Here is a 22,664-nt window from a genome sequence, read left to right as displayed (position 1 = left end):
TACCACCTTAGTTTATTTTTCGTTTTATATAAATATGCTTAATAACATCTGGAGAAGTATAAAACTGAACAATTAACTTTCCAGTTTCTTTTTTAAAACTTACTTCGGTATCTTTATTGTTACCTTCACTTTCGCTATTTTGATTAATTAAAATCCGATTATTTTTGATAAAGATGTCATGATGTCTATATTCAATTTCACCTAACTTAAAACCATTGATATTTAGCCTTTGATGCAATCTATTAAAAACTTTCATATTTGGGAAAATAATAATTTGATATTCATTAAGATAATGTGTCATCAGTATCAAACCATTGAAGTAAACAATATCTCCTCGCAAACGTTTTAAAGTTAGTATCAATTCGAATAGTTGATACTGACTTTCCTTATTTAATTGTAATTCTTTAATCATGAGATGGCTGCTTTGTGAAGGAATCATACTATCTATCCAAGTATCATCAATAATCATTGAAATATTTTGGTTAAATTCGATACTCCATTTAAATATTGATATTAGTGACTCAATTCGATTAGGGATTTTAGGTTGATAGAAGATATTTAACGAGGGATTATTTTTCAATATAGATGTTATATCTTTGTCGGAGTCTATTTCTTGATGTACTTTACATGCTATTTGGTTTTTGTCATCCATTTTATGAGACATTCGCTTTGCTAAATAGTTGTTTTGTTTGTTAAGTATCAATATCACACTAGATTCTTTTAAGTACTCTTTTATGATTTTAGAAATACGATTATATTGGTGATACGATGCATCGATATAGAATTGAAAACTACGTTGTCCATAAAAATATGTGCAATCTGTTAAATAATTTAATAATCTCTTAAAAAACATTATAATTTCTTCTAAATTTTCGTTTCTTGTTAACTTTACCTCGAATGAAATATCAAATTGGTGTTCTAATGAAAAAGAAAACATTTGATGTACAAGTTTATTATTTTCAAAATTCGACTGATATAGCTCATAAAATAGCTGATTTGAAAATAACAATCCATATAAACCAATTTCCCTTCTCATAGATAACAACTTTGATTGTTGAAAATTATTAGTAAGTGATTCTATATTTCTAATATAAATTAGTAAGTTTGGAGTTGTAATTTTTGAACTTAGTTTATTTTTAAAATTTATATCCATATTGACATAGTCAATATCACTATCTGTTAAATATTTGATCTGTTCATTTAACTGCTCAAAATTTTGAAATAGTGTCGTGTTTTTATTATGAAATGGATAGTATTGATCATTATCAAGTTGTTTTCTAAATTTTCCTGGGGTAACTCCATATTTATTTTTAAAATGTCCAATAAATCCTGATTCATTTGTAAATCCATTATCATTCGCTATTTCAGATATTAATTTTTTAGAATACATTAAATCAAATGTACTGTAAGATAAACGAATAGCACTTATTAAATCCCAATAACGCATACTCGTTACTTCTACAAGCTTGTTAGAAAACCACCTTACAGATAATAATGATTTTGTCGCTACTTCCCCAATATACAATTTATTTTTATAATTATGATACATATAATCTATAGCTTTATTTATGTCATTATTCATGCTATATTCAACTGTTTCATCTAACTCTCTATATAAACGTAGTGTCATAACTAACTGGTTAAGATGTTCAAATATTTTATTTCTCTTTTCTTTTTTACGTTTATTATTTAAGTAATTTACAATTAACTTATTCATATAGAATCTGAGCATACTCGAATCAAGTTTATCTTTGTTAATGTAGTACCTTTTATTAAATTGAAAGAAATAATCAAGTTCTACTCTTGATAAACACAAACTTGCAATGACATTTTTCTTAGCCGATAAAATACGGTAATGATCTAAGTCATTTATAATAATGAAGTCATTCGACTTATATTTTTTAGTTTTACCATTTATAGAAATATTACTACTTCCTTCTATTATATATAGTATTAGTAAACCTATATTAAATTCTGATTGAACATTTAAGGTTTGATAAAATTTCAAATTACAATCAATCAGCATTTTAAACACCTCTATTCAACTTGAAACATCTTTATTTATAAGTAAGGATAATTATAATTCAACAAATAATATTAAAAATACTTTATTCTTGACTTTTTATTATGAAATTTTGTACTTATTTTATTTCCTTAAAAGCTATAACTTTTATGTAAATCAAATATAAATAATATTATTAATTAGCAAAGTCAAATATTTTATTATGTCTTAAATATTACAAACGTGTAACAAGGAAATAGACTTTCTCCGATTTTACACCTTAAAACACCGTTGCTACAGCATTTCTTAATCATTGCGAAATGTTCGGAATTATTACATGAAATCATTAGATATTTAAATTAAATTACAAAGCTTTAACATTCAACACAAAGTAATTCATTTCTGATAAAGTAGATTTTGTTGATAAACAGCAGAGAAAAAAACTTATTAGAAAAAAACATAAAACATATACGAAAAAAATATTTTTAAATTATCTAGGAGGATTTACAAATTATGAAAAAATTAGCAACAGCAGCAATCGCAACAGCGGGAATCGCAACATTTATGGCACATGACGCAGACGCAGCAGAAAACAACCAAGGATATAACCAAAACGATCCTTATTCTTATTCTTACAATTATACAATCGACCAACAAGGTAACTACCATTACACTTGGGAAGGTAACTGGAATCCTTCATCTCAATATGGTAACCAAGCTCAACAACAAGTAGCTAACACTACATCATCAAACAATACAGCTTCTTCAAATAACGAAGCAGCTTCAAATACAAATTATTCACAACCAGCATTCAATGCTGCACCAAATGGTGGTGGTTTAGGAGATTCAAATAATTCTTCTTCAAACCAAAATAACGTACATGTTACTACTACACAAGCACCATCATCAAGTAACAATGCAACTACTACATCAAACTCAAGTTCAAACGTTAGCACTACATCTACATCAACTTCACGCCCATCAACTGGCGGAGGAGCTAACTTATACACTTCAGGTCAATGTACTTATTATGCATTCAGCAAACGTCCTGACTTAGGTAGCACTTGGGGTAACGCAAATAACTGGGCTAGCGCAGCAGCTCAATCAGGTTACACTGTAAATAACAAACCAGCTTCAGGTTCAGTTTTACAATCTACAGCTGGTGGATATGGTCACGTAGCTTACGTTGATAAAGTAAACTCTGACGGTTCTATCCAAGTTTCTGAAATGAACTACCAAGGTGTTGGTGTTGTTTCAAGTCGTACTATCTCAGCTTCAGCAGCTGGTTCTTACAACTACATTCACTAAGAATAATATATAAAAAAGAGCAATCATATGATTGCTCTTTTTTTATGCTTTTATTTTTTTAATACCTATACCTGTGATACCATAAAATGCTGCGAAGAATACACATAAATAGCATGGCACCGCCCACCAGAAGAAATCTCCTAACGAAACATGTAATAAATCACGGTAATAAATACCTGATGTTCCCCACGGAATAAATGGTAATACCATCGTTCCACAATCTTCTAATGTTCGAGATAGATTTACACGATCCAACTTTCTCTCATTGTACATATCCATCAATAATACACCAATCATAATAATCACAACTGATGCAACACCGGCAGCAAATACAAGTATTAAACTTCCAGCTATTGTCACTAATATAAGATGTGAATCTTTTGAAACTTTGCTAGATATAGTTGTTAATATAACCTTCAAACTGCCAGAAGCTTCAACTATCCCTGCAAATGCATAACCACAAAAAATAGTAACAACTATTTCAGTCATACTCATAATGCCACCACGTTTAACGAGATCTACCATTGAATTCGATACTTCATTACTTGATAAACTCGTCATACCTATATCGAATCCGTTCATTGTCACATTAAACGCATCAACTATTTCAAATCCATTGTTTATAACACCTACAAACATGGCTACTAAGCTTGATAACAACATCATTGGTACTGTTGGTTTTCCAATACTAATACCGGCAACAATAACGATTACTGGTAACCATACCCAAAAATTTAAATTAAAAGCCTCACCTATATTATTTAATAAAATATTCATACGTTTATTTTCAATATTTTCAGAGCTAAATTGCAATCCTGCAATAAACCATACAATTAATCCAATTATTGATGCAGGTATGGTTGTCCACATCATATGTTGTATATGTTTAAATATATTAACTTTAGTTACTAAGGCTGCTAAATTAGTTGTATCAGAAAGTGGTGACATTTTATCTCCAAAAACACCACCAGCTATTACAACACCTGCAACCATACCTGTTGGAATATTCATTTCATTAGCAATTGCAATTAAAGCAATCCCTGCCGTTCCAACCGATCCCCATGCAGTTCCTGTTGCTACAGATGTAACTGCTGTAATAATGAATGCTGTTACTAAAAAATATGTCGGATTAATCAATTCTAATCCATAATAAATTAATGCTGGAACAGTTCCGGAAAACATCCATGTCCCTATTAAAATACCTACTGAAAAAATTATGTATATAGCTGGCATAGCTGTAGCGAGTCTTTTTGTAATGCCATCTTGTAAATCTTCCCATGATAAACCTACTCTAAATGCTATAAAACTCGCGTATACCGCTGCAATAATTAATAATGGTTGAATTGGATAATGCAATATACCAAAACCAACCAATACTACTAGTCCCATTACGACAATACTGGAAATCGCTTCAAACAAAGTAGGTAGTCTCTTCATATAATTCCCCCTCTACTTATAAAAACAGACAAACATTTCATTTTATATAGTAAAAAAGCAGTTGCAATTTATGCTAACTACTCATCATCAAATTATTAATTACGTAAATATAATATTACAAGAAAATGACAGCCGTTTTCTCACAATTCAACCAAAACCCTATAATGATAATGCTAATCCCATATTACTAGTTGTCATAATTTCTCAAGAATATTACTAAAAGATTGAATAGCATTATGATTAAGTAACAACTGTATGAAAATCAACACAAAGCTAAATTCATCTGTTAAAGTAATATTTGTCGTCGGAAAACGACATAACTAAAACTCAAATTATAAATTAAAACATATACGAAATTCACGGAGGAATATTTAAAATGAAAAAATTAACAACATTAGCAGTACTAACTACGGGATTAGCAACAACAGTTATAGGAAGTGGAGAAGAAGCTTCAGCAGATACTTATAATAACACTCAAGCTTCTCAACAAACTCAAACTCAAAACTTTAGTTCTAACTATACTAATAACTATAGCCAAAATTACAACACTTCAAACATGAGTCAGTCATTTTCTTCATCAGTAACTCAAACTGCAACTCAAACATCAGGTTCATCAGCTAACTTATACACAGCTGGACAATGTACTTATTATGTATTTGACAAAAAACAAGCTGATGGAGACTCAATCAGTGCAACTTGGGGTAACGCTAACCAATGGGCTTCAAATGCAGCAGCTGACGGCCATACAGTAAACAATACACCTAAAGAAGGTTCAATCTTACAATCATCAGCTGGAGCATTCGGTCACGTAGCTTACGTTGAAAATGTAAACTCAGACGGTAGTATCGAAGTTTCAGAAATGAACTACCAAGGTGAAGGCGTAGTATCATCTCGTACAATCTCAGCATCAGAAGCTGGATCTTACAACTACATTCACTAAGAAATAATGAATTATAAAATTATAAACTCTTCCAATCCTTTAGATATAATTTAGGATAGGGAGAGTTTTTTTATGTGCATTTTTATAATGTAGATTTCGGTTGTGGTTAATGGCATAATTCTGGATTATGTTCCTTAGATCCTACTTCTTACGGACTTTTCTCGGAATTATGTCCCTTAGCACCCCTCTTACGGACATTTCTCGGAATTTTGTCCCTAACAGCACCTCTTACGGACATTTCTCAGAATTATGTCCCTAACGACACCTCTTACGGACTTTTCTCGGAATTATGTCTCTAACAACACCTCTTACCACCATTTTTTATAATTGGCTATTTGCTTTGAAAATTGTATACTTAAATTAATCAAGGAGGGAAAAGTTATGAATAATAATGAACAAAATCCATTTCAACAGTCAACTTTAAATGACGATAATGCTCAAGTGCATCAAAATACAAATACCACTGATGATGATAGATTATTCGGTATGTTGATATATCTTACAAGTTTCTTTACATCTCTATTTGGACCACTTATCATATGGTTAATTAAAAGAGACGGTTCACCTTTTGTCGATAGAGTTGGTAAAGATTACTTAAACTTCTTTATTTCATATACTATTTGGAGTATTGTTTCTGGATTATTATGCTTAATTTTAATTGGCTTTATTTTAATACCTATTTTAACTGTTTTACTATTCGTATTTACGATTATAGGTGCTATGAAGTCTTATAACGGTGAAACTTATTTACCACCGTTTTCAATTAGATTCATAAAGTAATATTTTTAAGAACACTTTTATCCACAAAAGTGTTCTTTTTCTTTTTTAGAGAAAAACTGATTAATTACTATAATAACTAATGATGCTAAAATTACGTATACTCTTATACTCAAAAGAGAGTACTAAATTTGTAAATCCCTTTTTCAAACGTTCTTTGTGCACTTCCATAGAAGGAAGGCATAATTTTTTTTTGCATTTTATACTACAGTGCTTTAAAGGAGGAGTTTTTTTGGATCAAAAATTGAAAAAACCAAGAAGAAGATATATAAGCTTACCTACACAAATATTAATTGCTTTAATATTAGGTGTTGTTGTAGGTTATTTTTTAAATGGACAAGATCAATTAATTAAATTTATACAACCTGTTGGTGATATATTTTTAAATCTTATTAAAATGATTGTTATACCTATCGTATTCTGTTCACTAGCATTATCAATATCTAATGTTGGTGACATGCATACAGTTGGTAGATATGGTTGGAAGACTATTTTGTATTTCGAAATTATCACTACTATCGCAATTGGATTAGGTATCCTGTTTGGAAACCTGTTTAAACCTGGCTTAGGAATAGACGCAAATAAACTTCCTAAAGGTGATATTTCTAAATATGAACAAACTGCTGATGCAGCAGAGAAATCTACTTATGGAAATCATATGATTGATACTATTGTTGGAATTATCCCTACAAATATATTCGAAGCATTAACTGCAGGAGAATTACTTCCTATTATTTTCTTTGCTGTATTCTTTGGATTAGCAATAGCAGCTATAGGAGAAAAAGGTCAACCTGTCAAAGATGTTTTAAGTGGTACTTTAGAAGCAGTGTTCTGGATGATACATAGAATTTTAAGATTAGCGCCTTATGGTGTCTTTGCTTTTATTTGTGTAACTATCATGACATTCGGTTTATCTGCGTTAATTCCACTTATAAAATTAATGGCAGTTGTAGTCGGAGCTATGGTTTTCTTTATTATTGTCGTATTAGGAATAGTAGCAAAAATTTGTGGAATTAATATATTCTCTATTATTCGTATATTAAAAGACGATTTATTATTAGCATTCTCTACTTCAAGTTCAGAGACAGTACTTCCATCTGTTATGGAAAAAATGGAAAAGTTCGGTGCACCAAAAGATGTTGTATCATTTGTTGTACCAACTGGATACACGTTTAATTTAGATGGTTCTGCATTATACCAATCAATAGCAGCATTGTTTGTTGCACAGATGTATGGTGTGCATTTAACACTTGTAGAACAATTGATATTAATGTTTACTTTAATGATTACTTCTAAAGGGATGGCAGCAGTTCCTGGTACTTCAATAGTTGTTTTAATCACAACTTTAGGATCTATGGGCCTTAATCCTGAAGGTTTAGCATTAATTATAGGTATAGACAGATTATTAGATATGATGAGAACATGTGTTAATGTTGTCGGCAATGCACTTTCAACAGTCGTTATCTCTAAATGGGAAAATAAATATGACGCTAAAAAAGGACAAGAATATCTTAAAACATTTAAAAAAGCCTAAAAAAAAGATTCGGCTAAGGGGAGCCGAATCTTTTTTATTTTGTTTTATTTTAATGAATCTTGAATTTTTTTAATTTCATCTTGTTTTAAATCTACAACAATTTCTCCATCTTTAGTATCTTCTTTTAAAGCATCTTTAGCTTCTTCAGAATGATATAAGTCCGCTATTTTTTTGTAAGTTTTGTTGTCTTTATCTTTCGTATTTGCTGCAATAAAGTTAATGTATGGTTTAGCTGCATTTGCATCAGGATCTTCTAAGTATATTGGATCTTTCTTAGGATCTAGCCCTGCTTTTGAAGCAACACCATTATTAATGATAGATATATCTACTTCGTCTATTGCTCTTGCTGTTTGTTGAGCATCTACAGCTTTAATATCTAAGTTCTTTTTATTTTCAACAATATCTTTAGGACCTCCATCTAAACCAAAATTCTTATCAAGTTTAATGTACCCTGCTTTTTCGAGTAGCTTTAAAGCTCTAGCTTGGTTTGATACGTCATTTGGAATAACGACTTTAGCTCCGTTCTTCAACTTCTTGATGTCTTTAATTTCTTTAGAATAAATCCCTAATGGCGCAAAGACTGTTGTTCTAATCGGTGTAATATCCGTTCCTTTATTTGCTTTTTCAAATTGATCTAAAAAGGCAAAGTGCTGGAATGAGTTTAAATCAATATCTCCATCAGATAAAGCTTTATTTGGAACATTGTAATCGGAGAATTGTTTGATTTCTATATCTATTCCATCTTCTTTAGCAAGTTCCTTCACTTTATCCCACACTGCTGTATCATTTGATGCAATGCCAATTGTTACTTTTTTATCGTCTTTTTTGTCTCCACAAGCTGCCAATATCAATACTAATGCCACTATCAATGTTAAAACCTTTTTCATTCAAAGCACTCCTTTAAATTTATGAATAATTAATAACTTAACTTCTTCTAACAAGTCTAGACAACACATTACCTAAAGATTGGATGAGCTGTACCATAATAACTAGTATGATAACTGTAATTATGATAACGATCGTATCAAACCTTTGATAGCCGTATGCAAGTGCTAAATCACCTATACCGCCACCTCCAACAGCTCCTGCCATTGCTGTAGCACCAATCAATCCTATAATTGATGTTGTTAATGCTAAAATTAATGAACCTAAAGCTTCTGGTAATAAAAAATATCTAATTATTTGAATTGGTGATGCTCCCATAGAATGAGCCGCTTCAATAACACCAGAATTTACTTCTAATAATGAATTCTCCACTAGTCTAGCTATGTATGGTGCTACATATATTGTTAATGGTACAATCGCAGCCGATGTACCTATAGATGTACCTACAATTAATTTTGTGAATGGTACGATTGCAATTAATAAAATAATAAAAGGTAAAGATCTGAAAATATTTATAATTGGATTGAGAACATAATAGATAATACTGTTCTCCCAAATACCATTCTTTCTTGTTATAACGAGTAATATACCTAACGGAATACCTATCAAAGCACCAATCACTAAAGATACTGTTACCATATATAACGTTTGATATATCGAATCTAATAATTGAGATGAATCTAATGATGAGCCAAACATTATGCTTCAACCTCCTCAAACTCAATATTTAATTCATTTAAATATTGAAAACTATTTTGAATTGCTTTTTGCTCTCCATTTAAACGTAATGTTAAATACCCAACTGGAATACCTTGAATATCAGACATTGAGGCAAATAAGACATTAATTTGAACGTGATACTTAGTAATTAAATCATTAATTATTGATTGTGTGACTTGCTCTCCATCTATATATAACTTAATGTCTGTTGCATTTTGATTCTCTGGAATTAATTTACGTAAATTCGGCGAAATATCTGTTGTAATTACTGTCGAGACAAAATTCTTTGCAGTTAGTGTCTGAGGATGACTGAAGACGTCTAATACCGGTCCGATTTCTATCACTTTCCCATTTTCCATTACTGCAACTTTATTACATATTTTTTGAATAACACTCATTTCGTGAGTGATTAATAGTATCGTAACGCCAAATTGTTCATTGACTCTTTTTAACAATTTCAAAATGGAATCCGTAGTTGCTGGATCAAGCGCACTAGTTGCCTCATCACATAATAGTATTTTTGGATCAGTTACCAATGCTCTAGCAATTGCTACTCTTTGTTTTTGTCCTCCTGATAATTCATTTGGATACTGCTTTCCTTTATCCTCTAATCCAACAAATTTTAATAACTCATCAACTTTTTCTTTAATTTTGCTTTTATTTGTTCCTTGTAAAACTAATGGCATCGCAACATTATTAAATACAGTTTTAGAATTTAATAAGTTAAAATGCTGAAATATCATACCAATATTCTTTTTTACACTTTGTAATTCTTTTTTTGAATATTGATTGATGTCATGCCCATTTACAATAACTTCTCCTGATGTTTTTTCTTCTAACACGTTTACAAGCCTAACTAAAGTACTTTTACCGGCGCCACTATATCCTATAACACCAAATATATCTTGTTCTTCAACTTTAAAACTTACATCTTCTAATGCTTGTATTTTAGAATTCTTTTGTTGGAAAACCTTATTAACATTTTTAAACTCTATCATATGTAATTATCCCTTCGAATTCTTATTAATATGATAAGAATTATATTGATGTTTATCATTATCGTCAACACTAAATTTCAATTTTTTCTAAATATTCTTATTTTAAGATAGTATTTTTACTCATAATTTATTGAAATCCAATTACTATATACTTTTCAATTAATGTAAGCGTTAACAATAATTTATTGACAATTTTGTGACATATTAATAAAATGAAACCTAAGATGTATTTTTACATTCAAATAAAAGGGGGTTATTTTAATGGCAGAGCATGATTATAAACGTTTAGCGAATGATCCGAAATTTAAAGAACTTGTTAAAAAAAGAAATGCTTTTATTTTTCCTATTTCTATCTTCTTTATTATTGCTACACTTCTTTTCCCAGTATTAACCGGTTATACAACATTCTTAAATAACATCGCATTTTGGAATATTTCATGGGCATGGATTTATGCACTATTGCTTTTTATTATGGTTTGGACACTTGTAACTTTATATATGCGTAAAGCTAAATCTTTTGATAAAGATGCTGAAGCATTATTAAAGACATATAGAGAGGAGCAACAAAGATGAATCCAATAGTAGTTATAATGTTTTTAATATTTGTCAGCATTACATTATTTATTACATATTTTGCATCTAAAAGAACTCAATCGACTAATGACTTTTATACAGCAGGTGGAGGCCTTACAGGATGGCAAAACGGTTTAGCTATTGCTGGTGATTACTTATCAGCAGCATCATTTCTAGGTATCGCAGGTGCAATTGCATTATGGGGCTTTGATGGTTTCTTCTATAGTATCGGTTATTTAACAGCTTATCTAATCGTATTGTATATTGTTGCTGAGCCATTAAGAAACTTAGGTAAATATACATTAGCTGATATGATAGCAGCTAGGTTTGAACTTAAGAAAGTTAGAGCAATGGCTGCAGTTTCATCAATCACAATCGTTATTTTTTATATGTTGGCACAGTTAGTTGGTGCTGGCGCGCTTATTCAATTACTGTTTGGTATTCCTTATATACTAGCTGTCATATTAGTTGGAATTATGATGACTATATATGTACTTTTTGGAGGTATGACTGCAACAAGTTGGGTACAAATGGTTAAAGCTGTGTTATTGATGATTGGTACAGTTATTATCACGTTTTTAGTTTTACTTCATTTTAATTTCAACATATCTACAATGTTCGGAGAGATGCAAAACATCAAATCTTCCGACTTTAAAGGAGATTTTATTAATCCAGGTTCACAAGGTAAACCTCCATTAGATAATATATCGCTAATTATAGCTTTATTATTTGGTACAGCAGGCTTACCACATATTCTTATGCGTTTCTTTACAGTTAAAGATGCAAAAACAGCTAGATCTTCTGTAATGTGGGCAACTTGGATTATCGGTATTTTTTATATATTAACTATATTCTTAGGGTTCGGTGCTGCAGCTTTATTAACTCGAGAGGAAATCATTGCTGCTAACCCTGCAGGTAATATGGCCGCACCGTTATTAGCTGCTAAATTAGGCGGAGACTTCTTAATGTCATTTGTTTCAGCAGTTGCATTTGCCACTATCTTAGCTGTAGTTGCAGGTCTTGTACTGACTGGGGCATCTGCATTTGCACATGATATTTATGGGCAAGTTATTAAAAAAGGGAAAATAACAGAGCGTGAACAAATGAAAGCCGCTAAATTAGCTTCTTTAGCTGTTTCAGTAATATCAATTGTATTAGCATTATTTGCTCAAAACTTAAACGTTGCATTTTTAGTATCACTAGCATTCTGTGTTGCAGCTAGTGCAAACTTACCAGTAATCGTATTTACAATATTCTGGAAGAGATTTAATACTCAAGGTGCAATTGTCGGTATAGCTGTAGGTCTAATTGTTTCATTAGTACTTGTTATACTAAGTCCTAATGTCATGAATCCTGATGGAACAGCATTTATTACAATGTCACCTATCTTCCCGTTATCTAATCCTGCTATTATTTCAGTACCAGCAGGTTTCTTAGGAGCATTCGTAGGTACATTCTTAGGCAAGACTGAATCTCATGATAAATTCAGAGAAGTGCAAGTTAAGGCAGCTACAGGTATATCTACTTCAGATATTTCACATTAAGATAGAAATGATTTTTATCAAAAAACAGACGAGGCTGAGACAATTAATTTGTCTCAACCTCGTCTGTTTTAATTACAGTTCTATAACGAAGTGTTTTCTCTATAGCTATATTTAAACAAATAGCTTCAGAGCAGATTTTATTTTAATTTAGCTTTCTGCAGAAATTTCACTTTTTTACTTAATGATTTTGATGATAATCTTTTTAGCATATTATTTCTTATTTTAATCTTCAATGTACTTGAAGTTTGTGCTGATTTACCAATCTTTCTTGATTTTAAAATCACCTTTTTAGTATGCTTAGTTCTTAATTTATCGTAACGTTTCAGAGCTGATTCAATATCTCTATCATTTATTAAATTAGTTAATGTCACTGCATCTTCTATAGATTGTCCTGCCCCTTGTCCCATGTTAGGTGTAGTAGCATGTGCAGCATCACCTATTAGAACAACTCTTCCTGATATAAATGATTTTAATGGTGCTAAATCATACATATCATGTTGCAATATACCTAACTCTTCTTGAGCATCTAATACTTTCCTTACTTCATTAGGAAATTGGTTAAAGTAAGCTTGTAAGTGTGGTTTTTCAAATGATTTAAATTTCAAGTCATTTTCTTTAGCATTCATTGTACAGAACCAATAAAGTTCATTATCTTTTAGAGGAACAATTCCAAATCTCCCTTTATGACCCCAATATTCTAATGCTACTTCTTGCTCTATATCTAAATTTTCATTTACAACACCTCTAAAGCAAGTGTATCCAGCATATTTAGGTATTGCTTTCGGATAAATATTCGTTCTAACTTTCGAGTGAATACCGTCAGCAGCAATGACTAAATCGAACTGTTCTTCAACGCCATTTTCAAAATATAGACGAACCGTGTCTGCTGTTTGTTTAAATTCTTTTAATTCATGATTTAAATATATACGATCTGAAGGTACATAAGTTTTTAAAATTTCATGGAGTACATTTCTATGAATCGTTATATTTTCATGCTCATCTTGATTCATTATTAATGAATTTAAAAACACATCTAAGTCAGATCTAATTTCTATTTTTCTTAAAGATGCGCCTTCTTGTTCAATAGCATAAGCCATTTTGTATTGTTTCAGTGCTTTTAGTACATTGCTTCCAATTCCTAAACCTGCACCTACTTGATTTAAACTATTTCGTTTTTCATATACTGAAACATCATGCCCAGTTTGGCAAAGTAATCCAGCAGCAGTCAGTCCACCAATACCTGCTCCAATTACAGCAATTTTCATTTTGTTCACTACTTTCTTTGAAATAAAAATTAATTATATAACTACATTTTAACATGAACAAGTATATAAATGAGGCTAAGACATAAATTTATCCCTGCCTCTAATCATTATATTAGCAGTAGATAACTGGATTGAAAGTTTGCTTATATCAAGCTTTTTCCTGTCACTTTAATTATTATGCACATGCTTTACCCAAGTGTGCTTTTAAGAAATGTAGTATAAGCAATTCTCAGTAAAATTGCTGGTAAAGAAAGTCATAAAAGTAGATTTGAATTCAAAATAAAGGCTGAGACATAAATTTGTCCCAGCCCTAATGTTATTTGTAGTAATCTTTATATACTTTTGATTTTTTTAAATTATGGTCATCATAATAACTTTCCATAATTTTACCTATACTAGTTGCCCAGCTTACATCAGTTGCATATAGATGTTGCCCTGGATTATATGGGTTCCATCTCATTTTATATAATGTATTCTGACCATTACTGATATAGTCTTTCTTCACAAATTCAGCTCCACCAAGTATTGCTTTCTCTGGTGAAGTCCATCCTTTTTTACGAGCATAACTGCTACCTGTTTCAACTGCATCTTGGTCAAAAGCACCAATACCATAAAAGTTATAGAATTTCTTTCCGTTAGACATTTTAACGCCACTTGCTAATTCTGAATTACCGTTACCAGTTTCTATAAAAGCATGGCTAAGTAAATAAATTATATTCACATCATATTTTTCTTGAGCATTCATAAAAGCTTTTTCTTTACCTTTAAGTACACCCTTATCTTTCAAAATATCTTTAACTTGTTTTTCAGATATATCAACTTTCTCTGAAATATCAATGTATTGAAAATCAGTTTTACTTTTTTCAATATCCATATATTTATCTATCTCTTTTTTATCAGCATACACAAATTTATTATCTTTTTGCGTTACAGCAGGCGCGTCACTCTGAACTTGAATTTCAAGCGCTTCTTCATATGTATGTGTTTGATGATCTTTAAAAAAAGGAGACTCAAAAATAAATAGTAAAACAATAAATATAATAATAATAGTGAGTCCTAATATTAAAGAGAACCTATCTTTCAAAAAGTTAATGATACTCACACCTTTTCTATTTATATAAGCAATGTTACTGTTTAAACTTATCTTATATTTTCTCAAATTTCAATCAAATAATATTTAAGATAAAAAGAGGCTGAAACAATTAATTGTCCCAGCCTCCCATTTATTCACTTCTACTCATACCTCTTAAGAAGTTAAGTAGTAATGTTACACTTTGATTAATTTCAGGATCTTTTAATGCACCTAGTAAATCAGTTATAGATGTTTTCTTATTTGGATTTGCTCTGTTGGCTATTTTCATGCCATTATTAATTTTTTTTACGAATGTAGAAGTCTCTTCTATATCTAATTCTCCTAGTAAAAATAACATTTGCCCGAGATTGCCTACAATTCCTTCGTATTGTTCTTTATTTAGTTCACTTACTAAGTTACCTGTTATAACTTTTCTTTGTACAATTGCGGCATGAAATGCATCTAGTGCTTGAGCTTCTTCAAGTGCATCAAGGATATCTATCCCTTTTTCGATTGCTAATTTACGATCAGCTAATCGTTCTTTTAGTTCATTCATATTTTCTTCTATTATATATTCTTTACTCTTATTCATACGTTTTATGACTTTTACTCTTTCACCCATTATTTATCGCCACCTTTACCTGGGAAAGTGTATCTTGATTGTTCCCATTTATCTTGGACTCTTACACTAATTTGTGGTTGTCTATGACCAAATCGTGAATTATGCTTAGGAATTGGTGATTCTCCTTTTTTAGTAATGACTTCTAGTTTAGCGTAATTATCTTTGTATGCTGGTGTATTCGTATCTTTATCTACATCACTGTCTGTTACAAAGTTTGGAGCACCTTCATTCTGGTCATTTAGTGGAATATAAATGTAATTTCCTGTCACTCTATCCGTTACTTGAACATTCACTTCAGTAGTACCTACTTTAGAAGTTATTTTTACTCTTGCACCATTTTCTATACCATGTTCTTCAGCCAGTTCTTTCGAAATTTCACAGAAGTTTCTTGGTAATTTATATTTTAATCCTGGTACTTGGTAAGTCATATTGCCTTCGTGGAAATGTTCAAGCACTCGTCCATTATTCACATGTAATGACATTTCTTCCGTTTGTTTAGATTCAACATTAAATTCTAATGGATAAAGTCTTGCTTTTCCATCTGGGAAATTAAATCTTTCTGTATATAACAATGGTGTATCTGTACCATCATCATTCATTGGCCATTGTAAACTATCAAAGCCTTCTAATCGATCATAAGTTACACCTTTAACTAATGGCATTAATTCTTGTGCTTCATTCCATATTTCACTTGGATGTTTATAATTCCAATCTGCACCAAGTGATTGAGCAATTAATTGTATAATCTCCCAGTCAGGTTTAGAGTCCCCAAGCGGTTCTAATGCTTTGTTAATTCTTTGAATACGACGTTCTGTATTCGTAAAAGTACCATCTTTTTCTAATGATGGAGAGGCTGGTAATACAACATCAGCAAATTCTGCAGTTTTTGATAAAAATAAATCTTGAACGACTAAGAAATCAATTTTTTCAAAAGCAGATCTAACGTAATTGATATTTGCATCGACTACGCCTGTATCTTCACCTTTAATATACAGTGAGTGCAGCTTACCTTCATGAATACTATCTATCATTTGATGGTTGTCTAATCCTCTTTCAGAGTCTAAGGAAACATTCCAAGCCTCTTCAAATTTATGTCTAATTTCATCATCTGATACATCTTGATATCCAGGGAATGTATTTGGCATACTTCCCATATCACTACATCCTTGAACATTATTATGTCCTCTCAATGGATACGCACCTGTACCTGGTCTCATGTAATTTCCTGTAATTAACAATAGATTAGAAATAGCTGTACTCGTATCACTTCCAACACGATGTTGTGTCACACCCATTGCCCAACATATCGCTACTGAATTAACGTCAGTAATTTGTTTGGCAATATGTTTTAATTCATCTTGGCTAATACCTGTTTTATTTTCAGCATATTCTAAAGTAAATGAATCTAAACTTTCATAATATGATTCAAAGTCATTTACCCATTTTGAAATAAATGCTTTATTATGCCAACCTTGGTCGATTATATATTTCGTCACTGCTGAAAGCCATATTAAGTCTGTACCTGGTGTAGGCATGTAAAATTTATCTGCACGTTCAGCCATTTCATGCTTTCTAATATCAAATACATAGAGCTTTTGACCTAATAGTTTATGTGCTCGCTTAATTTTACTTGCTATTACTGGATGTGCCTCTGCAGTATTCGTACCTACTGTAATAACCATCTCTGCTTTTTCTAAATCTTCTATTGATCCAGAATCTCCACCATAGCCTACTGTTCTGAATAAACCTTGTGTTGCAGGAGATTGACAATATCTAGAACAATTATCTACATTATGCGTACCTATAACTTGTCTAGATAACTTTTGCATTAAATACGATTCTTCATTTGTACATTTAGATGAAGATATAAATGCTAAAGCATCTTTACCATGTTGATTTTTTATTTGAGAAAATCTATTACTAATTACGCTTAATGCCTCATCCCATTCAACTTCTTGGAAATATCCTTCTTTTCTTACGAGTGGTTTTTTTAATCTTTCTTCAGAATTCACATAGTCCCATGCAAATTTCCCTTTAACACATGTTGAAATATGATTTGCGGGTGAATCTTCATGAGGTAAAACTCTTAAAATCTCTCTATCTTTCGTCCAAACATCAAACGAACATCCTACACCACAATATGTACATACTGTTTTAGTTTTCTTAATCGTTTCTTCTCTCATTGCCGCTTCAGAATCAGATATAGCAAACAATGGTCCATAACCCGTTTCAGCTTTTTTAGTGAGTTCAATCATAGATCTTAGCAATCCAGGTTTTTGGTCGGTCATATAACCAGTTTTACCTAACATGTTATTTTCCATTAAAGCATTACAAGGACATACTGTTACACATTGACCACAATTCACACAACTTGATTCATCAATCGCTTTATCGTTATCCCAAATTACTCTTGGCTCATTTCTCTTCCAATCAATTGTTAAAGTTTCATTGACTTGCACATCTTGGCATACTTCAACACATCTACCACATAAAATACATTGATCAGGATCATATCTATAAAATGCACCATAGTCCTTTTCGTAGCCTTTTGAAGTAAAAGGCGTAGATTGATGTTCTAAACCAAATTCACCCATAGTGTTATGAATTTCACAATCACCATTATTATAATCACAAACTGTACAATATAATTCATGATTTTCAAGCACTCTGTCCAATGCTTGCTTTTGAGCCGATTTCACTTTCTCAATTTGTGTATTCACAACCATACCATTTTCAATCATAGTACTACATGCACGTTGAAGCTGCCCATTCACTTCAACAATACAAGAATCACAAGTTTCTACTGGTCCAAGTGACTCGTTATAACAAATAGAAGGAACAAAAGATAGTTTCTCTGCTTTTATAAAATCTAAAAGTCGCATCCCTTCTTCTATAAGAAAATCTTTACCATCAATAGTTACTATTTGATGCTCTTGCATATTGATTTCCCCCTTTATTTAATTCTGCCCATAAAAGTCATATTCATACGACTTATCTTTGATTATAATTTTGTAATTTTACAATTGCAAATAATACTCGAAGGTATCATTTTTAAAATTATCAGAAATTTCTAAAATCTTATTGCTTGATTCCCCGTTTTTTGATAATCTATCAATATTCTCATCTTGAAAGAAGGTTTACATATGATTACTTTAATCACGAGCATCATCATACTGATTTTAGGTTATGTTTTTTATGGAAAATACATAGAACGTGTATTCGAAATATATCCTCAAAAAGAAACACCTGCATATAGTAAGCAAGATAATATGGACTTCACTCCTTTGCCTGCTTGGAAAGGATGGATGATTCAATTACTTAATATTGCTGGCCTAGGTCCAATCTTTGGAGCTGTTGCAGGCGCTTTATATGGACCTGTAGCATTCATATGGATTGTAGTAGGATGTATCGTCGCTGGTGGTGTACATGATTACTTCTCAGGTATGCTAAGTTTACGTCATGGCGGTGCACAATTCCCAATGCTTGTGCAACATTATTTAGGAAAAGTTACAAGAGCATTTACTGATGTCGTTTCAGTAGTGTTGATGGTATTAGTTGCTGCAGCATTCGTTGCTGGACCAGCACAACTTTTAGCTAGTAAAACACCAATATCATTTTTGGTAGCTTTAATTATTATATTTACATACTTTATACTTGCAGCAATTTTGCCTATAAATAAAATTATAGGTAGAATTTATCCTATTTTTGGAGTTATTTTAATAGTAATGGCTGTAAGTGTAGTTGTTGCCTTAATATTCAGTGGAAAACATATACCAGAAATTACAGTTCACAATTTACATCCAAGTGGTATTCCCGTATGGCCATTACTTATGGTGACTATATCATGTGGTGCTATATCTGGATTCCATTGTACTCAAAGTCCAATTATTTCTAGAACAATTAAAAATGAGTCAGAAGGTAGAAAAGTTTTTTATGGTGCTATGATTTCTGAAGGTGTAATTGCATTGATTTGGGCTGCTGCAGGGATGACTTTCTTTGGTGGCACAGAAGGATTAGCTGCAAAATTACAATCAGTCGGACCAGCTGGAGTAGTCGATCAGATTTCAGTAGAACTATTAGGTCCATTCGGTAGTATACTCGCACTTTTAGGTATCATTATACTCCCAATTACTACTGGTGACACAGCACTTAGAAGTTCAAGAATGATTATAGAAGATTTTGTGAAAGATAAAGTAAATATCAAACCAAAAGTACTCATGATTTCAGCAAGCTTTGCAGTAGGTATACCTGCATTCTTCCTCTCAACTATTGATTATTCATTCCTATGGAGATATGTAGGATTTACTAATCAAATAGTAGCTACCGTGATGCTCTGGGTTAGTGTTAGTTACTTGTTGAGATACAGTAAAAATCATTTAATAGCAGGAATACCCGCCTTATTTATGACTGGTGCCATAAGTGTATATGTATTATATGCTCCAGAAGGACTTTCACTTCCTTACCAAACTTCAATAATAGGCGGAGCAATTGTATTCTTAGTCATCGCATCATTATATGTTAGAGCTATTATAAAACAAACAAATCCAAGTACAATCCCTTCACCAACTAGCGACTTATATACATCATAAATAGATAAGAGGCTGAGACAATTAATTCGTCTCAGCCTCTTATCTGGTTATAAAACTTATTAGTATAGCCTTTCCAGTCATTAATCTATCAATAAAATCAAAACAATTGTACTATTATAAAGTAAAGTACTTTTAAATAAGGAGAGATACCTATGACTATAGATGTTCAATCATTAAAAAATATATCCCCTATTATTTCAAATATTGCTCGTGGCGAAGAAATGTTTTGGAAAAATCCAGACTATCTAAACAAACAGTCTTTTCCATTTACAATGGATGACGTGATTGATGCTGAACAAAGATTGACTCGTTTTGCACCATATATTGCAAAAGTCTTTCCTGAAACTCAAAATAACCAAGGGAAAATTGAATCACAAATTTTTCAATTAAACCATTTTCAAAAGACTCAATTTCCACATTTAAAGGGCAAACTTTTATTAAAAGGTGATCATGCGTTACCTATTTCAGGTTCAATTAAAGCGCGTGGTGGTATTTATGAAGTGTTGAAATTTGCTGAAGAAACTGCCATTAAAGAAACTGATTTCACTGTAAATAGTGATTATAGCCTTTTAGCAACAGATTACTATCAAGATATATTTTCTAAATACCGTATTGCTGTTGGATCTACAGGTAACTTAGGTTTAAGTATTGGTATTATGAGTGCACAATTAGGTTTCAAAGTTACAGTACATATGTCACAAGACGCAAAAGAATGGAAAAAGGACCTCTTAAAATCAAAAGGTGTTGAAGTTGTAGAACACATTCAAGATTATGGTTATGCTGTAAAAGAAGGCAGAAAAATCGCTATGAATGATCCATACTGCCACTTTGTTGATGACGAAGCTTCTAAAGATTTGTTTTTAGGTTATTCAGTGAGTGCTTTAAGGTTGGAAAAACAACTTAAAGAAGCAAATATTGAAGTTGATCAAGACCATCCTCTATTCGTATATTTACCATGTGGTGTCGGCGGAGGTCCTGGCGGTGTTGCATTCGGTTTGAAGTTAATCTTTGGTGATAATGTTCACCCTGTCTTTATAGAACCTACAGAAGCGCCTTGTATGGCATTAGGTATGATTACAAAGTTACATGACGGTATATCCGTTCAAGATGTCGGATTATCTGGTAAAACTATTGCTGATGGATTAGCAGTTAGCCGTCCTTCAAAATTAGTAGGTACTATAATGTCTACACTTTTATTTGGCTCTTGTACAGTAGAAGATAATCAATTATACCGTTACTTAAAAGCTTTAAAAGATACTGAAAATATATTTATTGAACCTTCAGCTACTTCCGGATTTCATGGCTTGAAATATATTCATGATTTAAATTATGATTCACAAGATGCTACACATATCGTCTGGTCTACAGGAGGAAATATGGTTCCAGATAAAGAACAATCTAATTACTATCAACAAGCAATTGATATAGAAAGAAGGAGTTATTAAGATTGATACTACTTATTATATTAGGTGTTGTAGCTGGATTATGTGTACCGTTACAAACATCGATAAATACTAAATTAGGCAGCTATACTAAATCACCAATCCTTTCATCTTTTTATTCATTTCTAATTGGAACCATCGTTCTAATAATAGTCAATTTAATAATGAATCCACAAAAGTTATCACCATCATTTATGATGAATCAAGATTTTTCTTATGTATGGTTTACTGGAGGATTACTTGGTGTTGTATTCTTAACAGGTAATTTACTATTGTTACCTAGAATTGGTGCAGCTTTAACAGTTGTCATGACTGTATCAGGTCAAATTATTATGGGAATATTCATTGACCAATTCGGCTTATTTAATGCTGATATACATCCAATAAATTTAGAAAGAATTGCTGGCGTAATTATTATGTTACTGGGTATATTATTAATGAATTACAAAAAATCATCTGACCGAATTATTACGACTAAATCACAACATACAAATTATTGGATGGTATTAGGTATCTTTACTGGTTGTCTTCCCCCTATTCAAACTGCAATCAATAGTGCACTCAGATATGAAGTACAGTCATTTTATTTTTCTGCATTAATTTCATTTGCTATAGGGACTATCGCTTTATTCATACTTTCATTAGTACTTGTTAGAAGAATTCGTTTTAGCTTTCATCACCCTGATCAAGGGACAATTAAGCCTCTTTACTTTATAGGAGGCGCATTAGGAGTAGTATTTGTTACAACTAATATTCTTTTAATGCCTGAGCTTGGTGCAGCTTTAACACTAATGGTTGTTATTTTCGGACAAATGTTAATGGGATTATTGATTGACCACTTCGGTTTATTCAATACACCTAAGTTTAAAATTACAGCAAGAAGACTAATTGGTGCGACATTAGTTTTCATAGGTATTGTAATACTTAAGTTATTCTAATCTATTTATAAATGAGGA

Annotated in this window: 18 protein-coding genes; 9 read left to right on the top strand and 9 right to left on the bottom strand. The window is 31.5% G+C overall.

What is annotated here, in order from left to right; genetic code table 11:
- Positions 1-7 precede the first annotated feature (7 nt).
- Positions 8-2,026 carry a helix-turn-helix domain-containing protein gene (locus LQ608_RS06740; RefSeq protein ID WP_239750916.1) on the bottom strand — a complete coding sequence of 673 codons (2,019 nt, stop codon included), beginning with the start codon at positions 2,024-2,026 and terminating at the stop codon, positions 8-10.
- A 489-nt stretch (positions 2,027-2,515) separates the two neighbouring features.
- Here LQ608_RS06740 and LQ608_RS06735 point away from each other — a divergent pair, with 489 nt between their 5' ends.
- Positions 2,516-3,310 carry a CHAP domain-containing protein gene (locus LQ608_RS06735; RefSeq protein ID WP_239750914.1) on the top strand — a complete coding sequence of 265 codons (795 nt, stop codon included), beginning with the start codon at positions 2,516-2,518 and terminating at the stop codon, positions 3,308-3,310.
- A 42-nt stretch (positions 3,311-3,352) separates the two neighbouring features.
- Here LQ608_RS06735 and nhaC read toward each other — a convergent pair whose 3' ends face one another.
- Positions 3,353-4,747 carry a Na+/H+ antiporter NhaC gene (nhaC, locus tag LQ608_RS06730; RefSeq protein WP_239750912.1) on the bottom strand — a complete coding sequence of 465 codons (1,395 nt, stop codon included), beginning with the start codon at positions 4,745-4,747 and terminating at the stop codon, positions 3,353-3,355.
- 376 nt (positions 4,748-5,123) lie between these two features.
- Here nhaC and LQ608_RS06725 point away from each other — a divergent pair, with 376 nt between their 5' ends.
- The 3 genes from LQ608_RS06725 (at position 5,124) to LQ608_RS06715 (ending at position 7,998) form a co-directional block, all read left to right on the top strand.
- A complete protein-coding gene (locus LQ608_RS06725) occupies positions 5,124-5,687 on the top strand; it encodes a CHAP domain-containing protein (RefSeq protein WP_239750911.1) in 564 nt (187 codons plus the stop codon).
- 381 nt (positions 5,688-6,068) lie between these two features.
- On the top strand, positions 6,069-6,467 hold the full coding sequence (locus LQ608_RS06720) for a DUF4870 domain-containing protein (protein WP_239750909.1): 399 nt from the start codon (positions 6,069-6,071) through the stop codon (positions 6,465-6,467).
- A gap of 241 nt (positions 6,468-6,708) precedes the next feature.
- On the top strand, positions 6,709-7,998 hold the full coding sequence (locus LQ608_RS06715; RefSeq protein WP_239751109.1) for a cation:dicarboxylate symporter family transporter: 1,290 nt from the start codon (positions 6,709-6,711) through the stop codon (positions 7,996-7,998).
- A gap of 44 nt (positions 7,999-8,042) precedes the next feature.
- Here LQ608_RS06715 and gmpC read toward each other — a convergent pair whose 3' ends face one another.
- The 3 genes from gmpC to LQ608_RS06700 are packed head-to-tail and all read right to left on the bottom strand — an operon-like array spanning position 8,043 to position 10,601.
- The gene (gmpC, locus tag LQ608_RS06710) at positions 8,043-8,885 is read right to left on the bottom strand and encodes a dipeptide ABC transporter glycylmethionine-binding lipoprotein (protein WP_239750907.1); all 843 of its coding nucleotides are present in this window, start codon (positions 8,883-8,885) and stop codon (positions 8,043-8,045) included.
- A 37-nt stretch (positions 8,886-8,922) separates the two neighbouring features.
- Positions 8,923-9,582 carry a methionine ABC transporter permease gene (locus LQ608_RS06705; RefSeq protein ID WP_239750906.1) on the bottom strand — a complete coding sequence of 220 codons (660 nt, stop codon included), beginning with the start codon at positions 9,580-9,582 and terminating at the stop codon, positions 8,923-8,925.
- On the bottom strand, positions 9,582-10,601 hold the full coding sequence (locus LQ608_RS06700; protein WP_078357028.1) for a methionine ABC transporter ATP-binding protein: 1,020 nt from the start codon (positions 10,599-10,601) through the stop codon (positions 9,582-9,584). Before LQ608_RS06700 ends, LQ608_RS06705 begins: the two co-directional genes overlap by 1 nt.
- Positions 10,602-10,862: 261 nt before the next feature.
- On the opposite strand from LQ608_RS06700, the gene LQ608_RS06695 reads away from it, so the two are divergent.
- Both LQ608_RS06695 and LQ608_RS06690 read left to right on the top strand, forming a co-directional pair.
- The gene (locus LQ608_RS06695; RefSeq protein ID WP_078357029.1) at positions 10,863-11,174 is read left to right on the top strand and encodes a DUF485 domain-containing protein; all 312 of its coding nucleotides are present in this window, start codon (positions 10,863-10,865) and stop codon (positions 11,172-11,174) included.
- The gene (locus LQ608_RS06690) at positions 11,171-12,718 is read left to right on the top strand and encodes a solute symporter family protein (protein WP_239750904.1); all 1,548 of its coding nucleotides are present in this window, start codon (positions 11,171-11,173) and stop codon (positions 12,716-12,718) included. The genes LQ608_RS06695 and LQ608_RS06690 overlap by 4 nt, the downstream gene beginning before the upstream one ends.
- Positions 12,719-12,855: 137 nt before the next feature.
- On the opposite strand, the gene LQ608_RS06685 is transcribed toward LQ608_RS06690, so the two are convergent.
- From LQ608_RS06685 to fdhF, 4 genes are all read right to left on the bottom strand, one after another.
- Positions 12,856-13,983 carry an FAD-dependent monooxygenase gene (locus LQ608_RS06685; RefSeq protein ID WP_239750902.1) on the bottom strand — a complete coding sequence of 376 codons (1,128 nt, stop codon included), beginning with the start codon at positions 13,981-13,983 and terminating at the stop codon, positions 12,856-12,858.
- A 316-nt stretch (positions 13,984-14,299) separates the two neighbouring features.
- Positions 14,300-15,067, bottom strand: coding sequence for an N-acetylglucosaminidase (locus LQ608_RS06680; RefSeq protein ID WP_239750900.1), 768 nt, complete (start codon positions 15,065-15,067; stop codon positions 14,300-14,302).
- Between the two features lie 139 nt (positions 15,068-15,206).
- Positions 15,207-15,677, bottom strand: coding sequence for a helical membrane plugin domain-containing protein (locus LQ608_RS06675; RefSeq protein ID WP_239750898.1), 471 nt, complete (start codon positions 15,675-15,677; stop codon positions 15,207-15,209).
- On the bottom strand, positions 15,677-18,616 hold the full coding sequence (gene fdhF, locus LQ608_RS06670) for a formate dehydrogenase subunit alpha (RefSeq protein ID WP_239750897.1): 2,940 nt from the start codon (positions 18,614-18,616) through the stop codon (positions 15,677-15,679). Before fdhF ends, LQ608_RS06675 begins: the two co-directional genes overlap by 1 nt.
- 204 nt (positions 18,617-18,820) lie before the next feature.
- On the opposite strand from fdhF, the gene LQ608_RS06665 reads away from it, so the two are divergent.
- From LQ608_RS06665 to LQ608_RS06655, 3 genes are all read left to right on the top strand, one after another.
- The gene (locus tag LQ608_RS06665; RefSeq protein ID WP_239750896.1) at positions 18,821-20,266 is read left to right on the top strand and encodes a carbon starvation CstA family protein; all 1,446 of its coding nucleotides are present in this window, start codon (positions 18,821-18,823) and stop codon (positions 20,264-20,266) included.
- A 152-nt stretch (positions 20,267-20,418) separates the two neighbouring features.
- On the top strand, positions 20,419-21,711 hold the full coding sequence (locus LQ608_RS06660; protein WP_239750894.1) for a D-serine ammonia-lyase: 1,293 nt from the start codon (positions 20,419-20,421) through the stop codon (positions 21,709-21,711).
- Positions 21,712-21,713: 2 nt separating this feature from the next.
- On the top strand, positions 21,714-22,646 hold the full coding sequence (locus tag LQ608_RS06655) for a DMT family transporter (protein ID WP_078357037.1): 933 nt from the start codon (positions 21,714-21,716) through the stop codon (positions 22,644-22,646).
- Positions 22,647-22,664: the final 18 nt, after the last annotated feature.

Origin of the sequence: Mammaliicoccus sp. H-M34 (assembly GCF_022386495.1) — a bacterium.
Lineage (GTDB): Bacteria > Bacillota > Bacilli > Staphylococcales > Staphylococcaceae > Mammaliicoccus > Mammaliicoccus fleurettii.
Note: the sequence above shows the minus strand (reverse complement) of the source record. Positions and strands in the feature narration are given on the sequence as shown.

Coding starts and splice junctions, on each gene's coding strand:
- LQ608_RS06665 (WP_239750896.1), top strand. CDS start 18,821: ATGATTACTTTAATCACGAGCATCATCATACTGATTTTAGGTTATGTT.
- fdhF (WP_239750897.1), bottom strand. CDS start 18,616: ATGCAAGAGCATCAAATAGTAACTATTGATGGTAAAGATTTTCTTATA.
- LQ608_RS06735 (WP_239750914.1), top strand. CDS start 2,516: ATGAAAAAATTAGCAACAGCAGCAATCGCAACAGCGGGAATCGCAACA.
- LQ608_RS06740 (WP_239750916.1), bottom strand. CDS start 2,026: ATGCTGATTGATTGTAATTTGAAATTTTATCAAACCTTAAATGTTCAA.
- LQ608_RS06700 (WP_078357028.1), bottom strand. CDS start 10,601: ATGATAGAGTTTAAAAATGTTAATAAGGTTTTCCAACAAAAGAATTCT.
- nhaC (WP_239750912.1), bottom strand. CDS start 4,747: ATGAAGAGACTACCTACTTTGTTTGAAGCGATTTCCAGTATTGTCGTA.
- LQ608_RS06725 (WP_239750911.1), top strand. CDS start 5,124: ATGAAAAAATTAACAACATTAGCAGTACTAACTACGGGATTAGCAACA.
- LQ608_RS06695 (WP_078357029.1), top strand. CDS start 10,863: ATGGCAGAGCATGATTATAAACGTTTAGCGAATGATCCGAAATTTAAA.
- gmpC (WP_239750907.1), bottom strand. CDS start 8,885: ATGAAAAAGGTTTTAACATTGATAGTGGCATTAGTATTGATATTGGCA.
- LQ608_RS06690 (WP_239750904.1), top strand. CDS start 11,171: ATGAATCCAATAGTAGTTATAATGTTTTTAATATTTGTCAGCATTACA.
- LQ608_RS06685 (WP_239750902.1), bottom strand. CDS start 13,983: ATGAAAATTGCTGTAATTGGAGCAGGTATTGGTGGACTGACTGCTGCT.
- LQ608_RS06705 (WP_239750906.1), bottom strand. CDS start 9,582: ATGTTTGGCTCATCATTAGATTCATCTCAATTATTAGATTCGATATAT.
- LQ608_RS06675 (WP_239750898.1), bottom strand. CDS start 15,677: ATGGGTGAAAGAGTAAAAGTCATAAAACGTATGAATAAGAGTAAAGAA.
- LQ608_RS06660 (WP_239750894.1), top strand. CDS start 20,419: ATGACTATAGATGTTCAATCATTAAAAAATATATCCCCTATTATTTCA.
- LQ608_RS06720 (WP_239750909.1), top strand. CDS start 6,069: ATGAATAATAATGAACAAAATCCATTTCAACAGTCAACTTTAAATGAC.